10 protein-coding genes, 1 pseudogene and 1 CRISPR repeat array (1 of these 12 running past the window's edge) are annotated in these 12,915 nt (G+C 57.0%); of the genes and pseudogenes, 6 read left to right on the top strand and 5 right to left on the bottom strand.

Going from position 1 to position 12,915, the window contains the following annotated elements; genetic code table 11:
* Positions 1-39: 39 nt before the first annotated feature.
* Entirely contained in the window at positions 40-1,068 is a 1,029-nt protein-coding gene (rsmC, locus tag O1Q98_RS08325; protein WP_125258282.1) for a 16S rRNA (guanine(1207)-N(2))-methyltransferase RsmC, read from the bottom strand.
* 104 nt (positions 1,069-1,172) lie between these two features.
* Between rsmC and O1Q98_RS08330 the strand changes: the two genes are divergently transcribed.
* The 6 genes from O1Q98_RS08330 to O1Q98_RS08355 all read left to right on the top strand — a co-directional run bounded on the left by O1Q98_RS08330 (position 1,173) and on the right by O1Q98_RS08355 (position 8,136).
* Positions 1,173-1,607 (top strand): DNA polymerase III subunit psi, encoded by a 435-nt coding sequence (locus tag O1Q98_RS08330; protein WP_125258281.1) that lies wholly within the window; start codon positions 1,173-1,175, stop codon positions 1,605-1,607.
* A complete protein-coding gene (gene rimI, locus O1Q98_RS08335) occupies positions 1,555-2,019 on the top strand; it encodes a ribosomal protein S18-alanine N-acetyltransferase (protein ID WP_240632710.1) in 465 nt (154 codons plus the stop codon). The genes O1Q98_RS08330 and rimI overlap by 53 nt, the downstream gene beginning before the upstream one ends.
* 186 nt (positions 2,020-2,205) lie before the next feature.
* Positions 2,206-2,745 carry a sigma-70 family RNA polymerase sigma factor gene (locus O1Q98_RS08340; protein WP_125258279.1) on the top strand — a complete coding sequence of 180 codons (540 nt, stop codon included), beginning with the start codon at positions 2,206-2,208 and terminating at the stop codon, positions 2,743-2,745.
* Complete coding sequence (locus O1Q98_RS08345; RefSeq protein WP_125258278.1) at positions 2,742-3,737, top strand: FecR domain-containing protein; 996 nt, start codon at positions 2,742-2,744, stop codon at positions 3,735-3,737. The genes O1Q98_RS08340 and O1Q98_RS08345 overlap by 4 nt, the downstream gene beginning before the upstream one ends.
* Before the next feature lie 114 nt (positions 3,738-3,851).
* Complete coding sequence (locus O1Q98_RS08350; protein ID WP_240632709.1) at positions 3,852-6,383, top strand: TonB-dependent siderophore receptor; 2,532 nt, start codon at positions 3,852-3,854, stop codon at positions 6,381-6,383.
* A 61-nt stretch (positions 6,384-6,444) separates the two neighbouring features.
* Positions 6,445-8,136 carry an ABC transporter ATP-binding protein/permease gene (locus O1Q98_RS08355; protein WP_125258277.1) on the top strand — a complete coding sequence of 564 codons (1,692 nt, stop codon included), beginning with the start codon at positions 6,445-6,447 and terminating at the stop codon, positions 8,134-8,136.
* A 147-nt stretch (positions 8,137-8,283) separates the two neighbouring features.
* Here the strand turns inward: O1Q98_RS08355 and deoD are convergent, their stop codons facing one another.
* From deoD to deoC, 4 genes and pseudogenes are all read right to left on the bottom strand, one after another.
* Positions 8,284-9,009, bottom strand: coding sequence for a purine-nucleoside phosphorylase (gene deoD, locus O1Q98_RS08360; protein ID WP_035339832.1), 726 nt, complete (start codon positions 9,007-9,009; stop codon positions 8,284-8,286).
* A 141-nt stretch (positions 9,010-9,150) separates the two neighbouring features.
* Positions 9,151-10,374, bottom strand: coding sequence for a phosphopentomutase (deoB, locus tag O1Q98_RS08365; RefSeq protein WP_125258276.1), 1,224 nt, complete (start codon positions 10,372-10,374; stop codon positions 9,151-9,153).
* Between the two features lie 77 nt (positions 10,375-10,451).
* Positions 10,452-11,784, bottom strand: a pseudogene (gene deoA / locus O1Q98_RS08370) (thymidine phosphorylase).
* A 155-nt stretch (positions 11,785-11,939) separates the two neighbouring features.
* Positions 11,940-12,719: a deoxyribose-phosphate aldolase gene (gene deoC, locus O1Q98_RS08375; protein ID WP_125258274.1), complete on the bottom strand. Its 780-nt coding sequence runs from the start codon at positions 12,717-12,719 to the stop codon at positions 11,940-11,942.
* Between the two features lie 189 nt (positions 12,720-12,908).
* A CRISPR array of direct repeats spans positions 12,909-12,915; the repeat unit is 29 nt; it runs 572 nt beyond the window's last position.

Consider the following 12,915-nt stretch of genomic DNA (forward strand, 5'->3'; position numbering starts at 1 on the left):
CACGCCGACAGCACGCCCGGTTTACGCCGGGCGATGCCATTAACGGTGTTTATGACGGCGCAGTACGGCGCGATACACCTTAAAGCGCCCGGTTTGCGCCAGCACTTCATGGCTGCCGAAGGTCTCATCCAGCAGCGCCGGGTACGGCAGAAAGGCGTTGGCGACGATACGCAGCTCGCCTTCCATGTTCAGATGAGCGGCCGCACCACGAATCATCATTTCCGCCGCGTGCAGGCTGGTTTGCATGCCATCGTGGAACGGCGGGTTAGAGATAATCAGATCAAAACGCCCCTGAATATCCGAGTAGGCATTGCTGGCAATCACCTGCCCTTCCAGCGCATTCGCCGCCAGCGTCGCCCGGCTGGCTTCCAGCGCCGCCGCGCCAACATCACTCAGCGTCAGGCGAATTTTCGGCGAAATACGCGCAAAGGCGGCCGCCAGCACTCCGGCACCACAGGCGAGATCCAGCACTTTGCCACGACGGTGCGGCTCAAGCGTTGAAAGCAGCAGTTGGCTGCCAACATCCAGCCCCTCACGGCTAAACACCCCCGGCAGCGTACGCACGGCCACGCCATCGACGTCATAATCCAGCCACCAGTCGTCTTGCGAAAAGACGGTCGCGGCGTCCAGACGGCCATGGTATAAGCCACAGCGGCGCGCGCTGTCTATCTTATTGATGGCCGCCACCGGCTCCAGAATGCCTTCAGCGCTGCGCACGCCGCTGCGGTTTTCACCCACGACAAAAATCTCACAGCCAACCGGTAACAGCGACAGCAGATTGGACAACTGGAATTGCGCTTCCTGTTTGCTTTTGGGCCAGTAGTAAATCAAGGTATCGCACCCGGCGACCATGTCCGCCTGCGCCAGCAGCGAAAAATGCACGTTGTCGCCCAGCGCGGGCTGCAACTGCTGCCAATGATGATATTGCGTGGTGTGCACAGTCACGGCCGCCGCCTCAAACTGCGCAGGCAATGTATCCTGCAAATCACCGGCAAACAGCACCCGGCGGGCAACAAATTCATCACTATGGCGCAATATCACTTCACTGGCGGGGGTTAATGCTGACATCAGGTGTGGCTCCTCAATAAACTGAGCGGCGATTATAGTGGTTTGTTGGCGCATGTTCAGCGATTTGTTAGCATAGCGACGCACAATCGCACACGGAGTAAGGCATGACATCAAGACGAGACTGGCTGCTTGAGCAACTGGGGATAACACAGTGGAAGCTGCGTCGTCCATCGGTGCTAAAAGGCGAAATCGCCGTCAGCCTGCCGCCCACGACCCGCTTGCTGATAATCGGCGAACCGCTACCGGCAAGTGATGACCCGGTCGTACGCGATGTGATGCGCAGCCTAAGCCTTAACGACGCACACGTCGTCAGTCTGACGCCTCGCCAAATGGCGATGCTGCCTGAACATACCCGCTGTCACTGCTGGTGGCTGGGCCTGCCTGCCGCCGACGGATGGGAGGGCGTGCAACTAACCAGCCCGACGCTGGCCGAGCTTTACCACGATGCCGGGGCGAAGCGCGCCCTATGGCAACAGATTTGTCACCATGAGCAAACCTTCCATGCCGACCACAACGCTCTCAACACTGACCCAGCCTGATCTGGCGGCCGCATTCGCCATTGAATGCCAAAGCCATGCGTTTCCCTGGAGTGAAGCGACCTTTGCCAGCAATCAGGGCGAGCGTTACCTCAACCTGAAACTGTGCCACGACCAGCAACTGGTGGCCTACGCCATCACCCAGGTGGTGCTGGATGAAGCCACGCTGTTCAATATTGCAGTTGACCCGGCGCACCAGCGCCACGGCTACGGGCGTCAGTTGCTGGAGCACCTGATTACCGAGCTGGAACAACGAGAGATATTGACGCTGTGGCTGGAAGTACGTGCCTCCAACGCCCGCGCCATCGCGCTGTATCAACGTTTGGGATTCAATGAAGTGTCGGTACGGCGCAACTATTACCCGAGCGCCACCGGCCGGGAAGACGCCATTATCATGGCGCTGCCGCTGGGGTAATGATGCCGCGACCAACACCACCGAGCGGCCACTTATTATCTATTACTGTCAATTATCTATTCCGGCCAATATGCACGCTTGCCGTCTGATTGTCAGTTAGCTAACCAAAAGTGATAATTTGAAATGGAAATTATTCTCAATTAATATGCGGTGATATTTTGCGCTTTCCGATTTCAGGAACCCGTTATGTCTGCCGTCAACACCGCAAGCCCAACGCATTTTCAGCAACTCTATCAGCAGCACCACGGCTGGTTACAGGGCTTGTTGCGCCATCGGCTCGGCAACCTGTGCGACGCCGCCGATCTCGCGCATGACATTTTTGTACAACTACTCACGCGCCCGCGTCATTTCGACAGCCACGCCGGGGCCCGCGCTTACCTGAGCGTGATGGCGCAAGGCATGTGTGTCGATTTATGGCGACGGCGCACACTGGAGCAAGCCTGGTTAGCCTCAGTGAGCGCGTGTCAGGCACAGGTAGCCCTGAGCGCAGAGCAACACACCATCATTCTGCAAACCCTGTATCAGGTCGATGCCATGCTGCGCCAGTTGCCGGAAAAAGTGCGCGCGGCATTTATCCTGTCGCAGATAGAAGGCCAAACCTACGCCCAGATAGCCGCTACGCTTGGCGTTAGCGAAAGAATGGTAAAAAAATACATGGCGCAGGCAATGCTGCACTGTCTATTGCTAGAAACAGAACAGATTGACACCGAGAGCATATCGTCATGAGCGCAGAAAAGCGGCCAGATTATGCCGTGTTACAACAAGCGGCGGCGTGGTATGCCAGCCGACTGGAAGCGCCTCCCGACGCAGACGTACATATCCGCTGGCAACAGTGGGTGGCGCAAGATGCCAGCCATCAACAAGCGTGGCGCTACGTAGAGGCCATCAGCCAGCGTTTTCAGCCGCTGCGCGGCGATGTTACACCGCTGGCAGCACAAACGCTGATGACCCCCTCTTCCTCTTTCAGCCGTCGCCAAACCTTGCGCCTTGGCGCGGTGTTGGCTGGCGGTTCACTGCTGTCGTGGCTCGGCTGGCAGTCCCCCGAGCTTCGGGAACCGCTGCTGGCGTTGAGTGCCGATTATCGCAGCCAAACAGGTGAAATCCGCGCACTGACCCTCAGCGACAGTTCACGCCTGTGGCTGGATACCGCCTCTGCGCTGGATGTCCGCTACAGCGCAACCCAGCGGCAATTACACCTGCTGGCAGGTATGGTGTTTATCGACGCAGTCGCTGACAGACAGCGCCCGCTTGTTATCGCCACCCGCGAAGGGCGGGTAACACTCAACACCGAGGAGAAAACGACCGCCAACGGCCGCCTCAGCGTACATCAGCAATCCGGCCACACGCTATTAAGTGTCTATGCCGGGCAAGTCACTGTCACACCGTCGCACCACGATAAAACACAACGGATTCAGGCAGGTACACAGTGGCTATTTGACGCCACAGGCAATGGCACATCGAGTCCGCTTCTGAGTGATGATGCCGACTGGCGGCAAGGTATTCTCACCGCCAGCGATACCTCGTTGGATGCTGTTATCACCCGACTGGCGCGCTATCACCGAGGATATCTGGCCTGCTCGCCTGATGTTGCGGCTCTGCGCGTGGTCGGCACATTTCCTCTGACCGATACCGATAAGGCGCTGACCATGCTCGGCAATGCATTACCGATTCGTATACAACGCCGTGCTGACTGGTGGATAACGGTTGAAGCAGCCTAATAAACCACCTGATGAAATGCATCATAAAAAAACTGCGCTGTCGGTTCCCTTTTTACCTCGCTGGTTCGATTCCTGAGTTAAACATGATAAATATTTACCCAGGGATACCACACCATGATGCACACTCCTTCAGCGCCGATAACACCACTGCCTCTCAGCACTGGTCAGCCCAATACTCGTTGGCCCAATACCTCAGTGAAAATGCTGGCTCTGGCACTGCATCTGGCGTTGCCAATCCTGTCTTATAGCCACACCGCCCATGCAGCGACGACGCCTGCGCATACTGGCTCTCACCATTATGCAGTAGCCGCCGGGCCACTCAGCCACCAGCTCAACCAATTGGCCGCCCAGTTGGGCATTTATCTGGTAGCCGATGCCAGCCTGACACAAAACCTTAGCGGCCCGGCGCGACAAGGTAATGCCAACGTATCTGATGCGCTGCGCCACTTACTGAGTGACAGCGGACTGATGGCGATAGCCGAGCCTGACGGCAGCTACCTACTCAAAAAACAGCCTGCGCCGCCAACACCATCAGGCGCGGCGTCAATCGCCGGTGATGAAATGTACGTCACCCAACGTCTGAACCTGAACGGCCCGACGGAAGACACCGGTGCTTACACCACCCGCCAGCTCAGTACCGCCACCCGTCTGACACTGAGCCCGCGCGAAACGCCGCAATCAGTCAGTGTTGTCACCCGTCAACAGATGGATGACCAGCACATGACCTCACTGGAAGACGCCATGACCACTTCAACCGGTGTCACCGTGGTTAAAGAAAACTCTTATCAGAGCCGGTTCCAGTCACGCGGTTTTATGATGGATAACGTGCAAGAGGACGGCACCGGCAGCTCGTTTCAAAGTAGCGTTTCTGGTATGGGCTCGGCCGAGTCCTCCAGCGAGTCGCCCGACCTGGCTATTTACGACCGGCTGGAGATATTGCGCGGCGCGTCAGGGTTACTGCAAGGCAACGGCGAACCCGGCGGGACGGTTAATCTGGTGCGTAAAAAACCCACCAGCGATGTGCGCCGTACATTGAGCACCAGCGCAGGCAGTTGGGATAATTACCGTCAGGAAGCTGACGTATCAGGCCCGCTTAATCAAGAGGGATCCCTCCGTGGCCGTTTTGTCGGCGTCACTCAAAAAAAAGACAGCTTTGTCAATGAGATGCACAGTGAACGCCATGTAATGTACGGCACACTGGCCTATGACCTCACCCCTGACACCACTCTCACCACCGGACTCAACTGGCAGAAAACCCATACCGTGCCGGATCTCTACGGTGTACCGATGTCAACCGACTACAGCAGCCTGAACCTGTCGCGTGACACCTTTTTGGGCGCGAGCTGGAACCGCATAACCTTTGAGAAGATCAACACATTTGCTGAAATTGAGCACCATTTTAATAACGACTGGACACTCAAAAGTACGCTGAACTACACCCACTCCAGCGCACTGGGCCGCTTTACCGGTATTTTCGGCAATGGCACCAGCGGCGTCGGCAGCAGCGGCACCGGACGGCTGAATAATTTGCTTGAGCGTGACAATCAGGGCGCACAATGGAGCTACACCTTGAGTGCCAACGGGCCATTTGAGTGGCTTGGACGCAGCCATGAGCTGGTCGCTGGTATCGATTATCAAAAGGAGCATTTCGATAATCTGTTTGGCCGCATCACCGATACGCGCGTGGTCAATGTCTATCACTGGAACCCCGCTGCACTGACCGAACCGCGCTGGCCGGGTTACAGCAATAACTACACCTATGACCTTGAGCAGAAAGGCCTGTTTACCACCAGCCGCTTTACGCTGGCCGATGACTGGAAACTGATTGTCGGCGCACGCTACAGCCAGTTCAACTACAGCAATAACCTGCGCAACCTTAACAGCGGCGCCGCCAGTTCGACCCATTTTAGCGCCAGTGACCAGATAACCCCTTATGGCGGCTTACTGTGGAATTTTGCCGAGCATTACACCTGGTATCTGAGCTATGCCGATATCTACAAACCGCAGGAAAACATTGACCGCAATGGCAACCTGCTGCCCGCCGTCACCGGGAAAAATTACGAAACCGGCGTAAAAGGCGAATTTTTTGACGGCGCGCTCAACACCTCTGCGGCGCTGTTTCGTATCGTGCAGCAAAACCGGCCGCTTGAAGACGTGAACTGCCCAGGCACACTGACCTGCTACCGGGCAGACGGCGAAGTGGAAAGTCAGGGACTGGAACTGGAAGCGGCAGGCAAGCTGGCAACCGGACTGCAACTGGCGGCCGGTTACACGCTCACCAACAGCAAATACCTGAGCGCCGACGACAGTTCACAAGGCCGTCGCTACAGCCTGAACACCCCTCAGCATCAGTTTAAGCTCTATACCCGTTATCAATTACCGGGGCGCTGGAACGCCTGGACGATTGGTGCCGGGTTGACGGCACAAACCGATACCACCACCAGCCGAGGCATCACACAGGGCGGTTACACGTTGTTAAACGCTAACCTCAACTACCGCTATAACGATAACCTCAGTTTTAATCTGGCCGGCTACAACCTGACAGACAAGGTCTACTACGTGAATGTCTCCAATCGCCATCGCGGCGGTAATAATTTCTATGGCGACCCACGTAACCTGATGCTGACCGCGAAATGGGCCTTCTAAACATGAAGGTGAGTACCAAACCACACGGTCAGTACAGCGGGAAAGCAACAGGGAGAGCAACATGACCAGCTTGCGGCGTTTTTGCCAGTTAACCGCGCCGCTATGGTTAAACCGCCGGGCAGCGGGGCTATGGTTACTGCTGCTGGCGGAGATAGCGCTAACACTTATCGTAGTATGGATAAGCGTACAATTTGCTCTCTGGAGTAAACAGTTCTATGACGCGCTGGCGGATAACTTCCGCCACGCCGACATCCGCGCGCTGTTGCTCGGTTATCTCGGTTATACCATATTATTTGTGGCGGTTGCGGTATGTGCCAGCGGCCTGAAAAAGTGGCTAATACTGTGCTGGCGCAGGGAAATGACGCAGCACGTTGAACACTGCTGGTTGCAGCATCACGCTCACTACCATCTCCATTTGACGCCACAAGGCGCGCCGGATAACCCCGATCAACGTATCGCTGAAGATATTCACCTGCTGACCGAACAAAGCCTGACGTTGCTGTTATCGTTGATCAAAAACAGCGCCCGGCTGTTTTCATTTCTGGCGATTCTTTGGCAAATCTCAGGTACGCAAACGCTGACACTTGGCAGCATCCACCTCGCTATACCGGGCTATCTGGTGTGGGTAGCGCTTGGCTATGCCGCAATTGGCAGCGCAATTACCCACTGGCTTGGCGCACCGCTCCATCGCGTTAATGCCAGCCTGCAACAGGCCGAAGCGGAATACCGCGCCACCTTGCTGCGCACCCATGACCACAGCGAACAAATCGCCTTTCATCAGGGGCAACCGGCCGAGCAGCGGCGTATGCAGCACCACTTCAGCGCCATAGTTAACCGCACCAGCCAACTGATAGGCCGGGAATTCCGGCTGGAGAGCTTTACCACCAGCTATTTTCGCCTGAGCCTGATTTTACCGGTGGTTGCGTTGCTGCCGCTCTATCTGATTGGGCAGATCTCGCTGGGCGTCATCATGCAAGCACGCGCGGCATTTGGTTACGTGCTGGATGCCTTTGGCTGGTTTGTTGACAGCTACCGTGAACTGGCGCGTTGGTCAGCCACCGTCAGCCGCCTGTGGGAGTTGCAACAGCGGCTGGCCGGGCTGCCCCGGAGCCCCCGGCCACCACGCCGTGGTAATACTTTACATATCAACAAATTGCACCTTCACACACCACAAAACAAAGCACTCCTGAAGCCGGTTACGCTGCACCTGCCACCCGGCCATTGGTGCCAGTTACGTGGGGCCAGCGGCTGCGGTAAAACCACCTTGCTACGCGCACTGGCAGGGATCTGGCCATTTTATACCGGTGAGATTCTCTTCCCGGCAGGCCGGGTGATGTTTTTACCCCAAAAGCCCTACCTGCCGCCGGGCACCCTGCGCCAGCTTCTCAGCTACCCTCAGCCGGATATCCAGCAAAATGAGCGACTCCATTTTGCGCTGCAACAGGTAAACCTGATGTCTCTTGCCGACGAACTCGATCAGGCGTCTCTCTGGTCGATGCGGTTATCCGGTGGGGAACAGCAGCGGCTGGCGCTGGCCCGGGCTCTGTTACAGGCACCGGTACTGTTGTGCCTTGATGAAGCTACCAGCCAGTTAGATGATGACAGCGCCTGGCAATTGATGCTGATGCTGCGCCAGCAACTGCCCGAGACACAGGTGCTGGCCGTTACCCACCAGCGCATTCTCTCAACGCTGTTTGACAGCGCAGTACACGCCATGCCAGACCCGCAGCACGAGACCGCCGTGGCCGGATAGACAGGCTCACGCCATGTGCCTGAGCACGCCTCTTGAGGAAAACACGCGGGGGAAACGCAGCATAAAACATCAGAACACGCCTTTCGGCTGAAAAAAAACAGGCCCGGTGAGATCGGGCCTGTTTGCGCTATCCGTCTCAATCAGGCATCACGCCTCGGCTTTATCGCCCAACAGTACCGATTCCAGCGCGATTTCGATCATCTCGTTAAAGGTGGTCTGGCGCTCGGCAGCGGTGGTCTGCTCGTGGGTCCGAATATGGTCAGACACGGTGCAGATAGCCAGCGCTTTCGCGCCAAATTCCGCCGCCACGCCGTAAATACCGGCCGCTTCCATTTCCACGCCCAGAATGCCGTATTTTTCCATCACGTCGAACATGTGCGGGTCAGGCGTGTAGAACAAATCGGCGGAGAACAGGTTGCCGACGCGGGCGTTAATACCGCGTGCTTTGGCCGCATCCACTGCATGACGCAGCAGGTCGAAGTCGGCAATGGCCGAGAAATCGTGATCTTTAAAGCGCATGCGGTTGACTTTGGAATCGGTACACGCGCCCATGCCAATCACCACGTCGCGCAGTTTCACGTCTTCGCGTACCGCACCGCAGGACCCCACGCGGATGATTTTCTTCACGCCGTATTCTGTTATCAGCTCTTTGGTGTAAATCGAGCAGGACGGGATGCCCATACCGTGGCCCATCACCGAGATGCGGCGGCCTTTGTACGTGCCGGTGAAGCCCAGCATGCCGCGCACGTTATTCACTTCAACGGCGTTTTCCAGAAAGGTTTCCGCGATGTATTTGGCGCGCAGCGGGTCGCCCGGCATCAGTACCACGTCGGCGAAGTCACCCATTTCTGCATTGATATGTGGCGTAGCCATCTCTTTTCTTCCTTATCGAATTCGATTCAAAATCATGACGATAAATTATAGCGCCGCGAACAGCGGGCTGTCACAACATTGCATTCACAGCACTGCGGTCACAACACCGCGTTCACAACCTTGCGGTCACAGCATGATGTGTCACAGCATTGCGGTGCCGTAATCCATCGGCGAGACGCCAAAATAGCGGGCAACCGTCTGGCCGATATCGGCAAAGCTGGTGCGGTGGCCGTAATCACCCGGCGCAACCTTCGGCCCGTAAATCAGCACCGGCACATGCTCGCGGGTGTGATCGGTGCCGGGCCAGCTTGGGTCACAACCGTGGTCGGCGGTCAGAATCAGAATGTCGTCCCCTGTCACGCGCGCCAGCATCTCCGGCAGGCGTCGGTCAAACAGCTCCAGCGCGGCGGCATACCCCGCCACATCGCGGCGATGGCCGTAGGAGGAGTCGAAATCGACAAAGTTGGTGAACACGATGGTGTTATCACCCGCCTGCTCCATCTCGTTGAGCGTGGCGTCAAACAGCGCGTCGATACCCGTCGCTTTGACTTTTTTGGTGATGCCGACGTTAGCGTAGATATCGGCGATTTTCCCCACAGACACCACCTGACCGCCCTTTTCATCCACCAGCTTTTTCAGCACCGTCGGCGCAGGTGGCTCAACCGCCAGATCGTGGCGGTTGCCGGTGCGCTGGAACTGACCGGCTTTCTCACCAACGAACGGCCTGGCGATCACCCGCCCGATGTTGTACCCGCCGTCAGTCAGCTCTTCACGGGCGATTTCACACAGTTCATACAGTTTATCCAGCCCGAAGGTCTCTTCGTGGCAGGCAATCTGGAATACCGAATCCGCCGAGGTATAGAAAATCGGCTTGCCGGTTTTCATGTGCTCCTCGCCAAGCTGGTCAAGAATTACCGTCCCTGACGAGTGGCAATTGCCGAGATAACCGGGCAGCCCGGCACGTTCAACCAGCCGGTCTAACAGTGCCTCGGGGAAGCTATTGTGTTCATCACGGAAATAGCCCCAATCGAACAGCACCGGCACCCCGGCGATTTCCCAGTGGCCGGACGGCGTATCTTTACCAGAAGAGAGCTCGCTGGCATAAGCGTAGCCACCGATTATCTGCGCCTGTTCATCTAGCCCCGGCGGGAAGTGGCCGGTGGAGCCTTGCGCCGCTTTGCCAAGCCCCAATCGGCTTAGGTTTGGCAACTGTAACGGCCCCTGACGCCCGCTATTGGCGTGGCCCTGTGCGCAGGCGTGTGCGATATGGCCCAGCGTATCTGAACCTGCATCACCGAACTGCGCGGCATCTGCGCTACTGCCGATACCGAACGAGTCCAGCACCATAATAAATGCACGTTTCATCTTGTTATCTCCTGCATCGTGCGTAAGGCACAGCATGTCCATCCAGTATAGATGTCCGTCACGTCGGGCGGCGAGGATCAGATGTCCGCCATATCCAGCCGACGATAAATCAGCGGACAGGCTGCGGGCGGCACCTCGTCAATCTGCACCGCAGCGCGCAGCGCCTCTGCCGCCTGCTGCCAGTCAGACTCGGTTCTGGCGTGGATAACCGCCAGCGGACTCGCGGTATCCACTTTATCGCCCAGGCTGACCATCTCGCTCAACCCGACACTGCTATCAATGATATCACTGGCCTGACGTCGCCCACCACCCAGCGCCACCACCACCATACCCAGCGCACGCGCATCCATCGCACTGACGAAGCCCTGCCGTTCGGCAAACACCGGTTTGCTCAAGGTGGCCGGTTGCAGATAACGATCGTAGTGCTCGACGAAATCCACCGGGCCTTGCTGGGCGGCCACCATCCGGCCAAACACCTCGGCGGCGCGGCCATTGTCCAGCACCTGCCTGTAATTTGGCGCGCGCCTCATCAGCATCACGCGCCAGCTTGCCAGACAGCAACATGGATTCGCACAGCGCCATCGTCACCTCAAACAGGCGAGGATTACGCTGCTCGCCGGTCAAAAAACGCACCGCCTCACGCACTTCCAGCGCATTACCGGCGCTGGAAGCCAGCACCTGGCTCATGTCGGTCAGTAACGCGCTGGTGCGGCAACCGGCATTATTGGCGACGCCAACAATCGCACGCGCTAACTGTTCAGACTGTTCATAGGTCGGCATAAACGCGCCGGAACCGACTTTGACATCCATCACCAGCGCATCCAGCCCTTCTGCCAGCTTTTTCGCTAAAATCGAGGCGGTAATCAGCGGTATCGAGTCCACCGTTGCAGTAATGTCGCGGGTGGCATAAAAGCGCTTATCGGCGGGAGCCAGCGAGGTCGTCTGGCCGATAATCGCCACACCGACCTCACGGATAATGCGGCGAAAACGTTCATTATCGGGCAAAATATCGAGCCCCGGGATCGACTCCAGCTTATCGAGCGTGCCCCCGGTGTGGCCAAGCCCCCGGCCAGAAATCATCGGCACATAGCCGCCACAGGCCGCCACCATTGGGCCTAGCATCAACGAGGTGACATCGCCCACGCCGCCGGTCGAGTGTTTATCCACCAGCGGGCCGTTCAGATTCAGCCCCGACCAGTCCAGCACCGTACCGGAGTCACGCATCGCCAGCGTCAGCGCCACGCGTTCATCCATGTTCATGTCATGAAAAAAGATGGTCATCGCCAGCGCGGCGATTTGCCCTTCAGAGACGGTATTATCCCGCACGCCATTGATGAAAAAGCGGATTTCTTCAGCACTGAGCGCATGGCCATCCCGTTTTTTACGGATAATTTCCTGAGTCAGAAACACATTGTTCTCCTGTATAGCGCAAAACATGCGCCGAAAAAGCGGGCACATTAGGTGAAAAACAGCCAGGTTATCCGAGTGAGATGACGGAACGACCGGCTCCCCGCCGCTACATCAATCACCCGCCATATACAGGCTATTGATGGGTAGCCTCGCGATTAATACGCGCTTTTCTCACCTGAAGCCGCATGGCCGAGCGTCGTAAGCAGGCTGCCAAGCAAGCCCGATGCGCCAAAACGGAAATGGCGCGCATCTGCCCAGCCTTCACCCATGATGCTGTCAGCCAGTTGCAGATAATCCGCCGCATCTTGCGCGCTGCGCACGCCGCCTGCCGGTTTGAAGCCAACGTGCTCGCCCACGCCTTTTTCGCGCAGCACTGTCAGCATCACTTCTGCCGAGTGCAGCGTGGCGTTTACCGCCACTTTACCGGTAGAGGTTTTGATAAAATCGGCCCCGGCATCGATAGCGATTTCACTGGCTTCACGAATCAGCGCATCGGTTTGCAATTCGCCGGTTTCGATGATCACTTTCAATAGCACCCCAGCCTGATCGCAGGCCGTCTTGCACGTTTTCACCAAATCAAACCCAACCTGACGGTTGCCCGCCATCAGCGCCCGATACGGGAACACGACATCGACTTCATCCGCGCCGTAGGCGATAGCCGCATTGGTTTCCGCCAGAGCAATGGCGATATCGTCGCGGCCATGGGGAAAGTTGGTCACGGTAGCGATGCGAACGTCAGGCGTACCCTGTTCGCGCAGCACTTTTCGTGCCAGTGGGATAAAACGCGGGTAAATACAAATCGCCGCCGTTTTACCTGCCGGGCTGTTGGCCTGACGACACAGCGCAATCACCTTTTCTTCGGTGTCATCGTCATTCAGGGTGGTTAAATCCATCAGCCCCAGCGCCCGCTGCGCCATTGTGGTCAGTTCACTCATACAACACTCCGCTTTTTGGTCACGCCGAGACATTGGGCGCGATAAGGTTTTTCAGCGATAAGGTATTTCACCGCGATCGCCCACTCTTTTTTGTGTTTTTATTCACATAAAAAAGAAACAATAAACACATAAAACACCATTGGTGTGAATATTATCACAAAAAAGAGGCAATATGGCGAGCACGGTCGATGGTTTA

Origin of the sequence: Dickeya lacustris (assembly GCF_029635795.1) — a bacterium.
Classification (GTDB): Bacteria; Pseudomonadota; Gammaproteobacteria; order Enterobacterales; family Enterobacteriaceae; genus Dickeya; species Dickeya lacustris.

Coding starts and splice junctions, on each gene's coding strand:
- rsmC (WP_125258282.1), bottom strand. CDS start 1,068: ATGTCAGCATTAACCCCCGCCAGTGAAGTGATATTGCGCCATAGTGAT.
- O1Q98_RS08350 (WP_240632709.1), top strand. CDS start 3,852: ATGATGCACACTCCTTCAGCGCCGATAACACCACTGCCTCTCAGCACT.
- deoB (WP_125258276.1), bottom strand. CDS start 10,374: ATGAAACGTGCATTTATTATGGTGCTGGACTCGTTCGGTATCGGCAGT.
- O1Q98_RS08345 (WP_125258278.1), top strand. CDS start 2,742: ATGAGCGCAGAAAAGCGGCCAGATTATGCCGTGTTACAACAAGCGGCG.
- O1Q98_RS08355 (WP_125258277.1), top strand. CDS start 6,445: ATGACCAGCTTGCGGCGTTTTTGCCAGTTAACCGCGCCGCTATGGTTA.
- O1Q98_RS08330 (WP_125258281.1), top strand. CDS start 1,173: ATGACATCAAGACGAGACTGGCTGCTTGAGCAACTGGGGATAACACAG.
- rimI (WP_240632710.1), top strand. CDS start 1,555: ATGAGCAAACCTTCCATGCCGACCACAACGCTCTCAACACTGACCCAG.
- O1Q98_RS08340 (WP_125258279.1), top strand. CDS start 2,206: ATGTCTGCCGTCAACACCGCAAGCCCAACGCATTTTCAGCAACTCTAT.
- deoC (WP_125258274.1), bottom strand. CDS start 12,719: ATGAGTGAACTGACCACAATGGCGCAGCGGGCGCTGGGGCTGATGGAT.
- deoD (WP_035339832.1), bottom strand. CDS start 9,009: ATGGCTACGCCACATATCAATGCAGAAATGGGTGACTTCGCCGACGTG.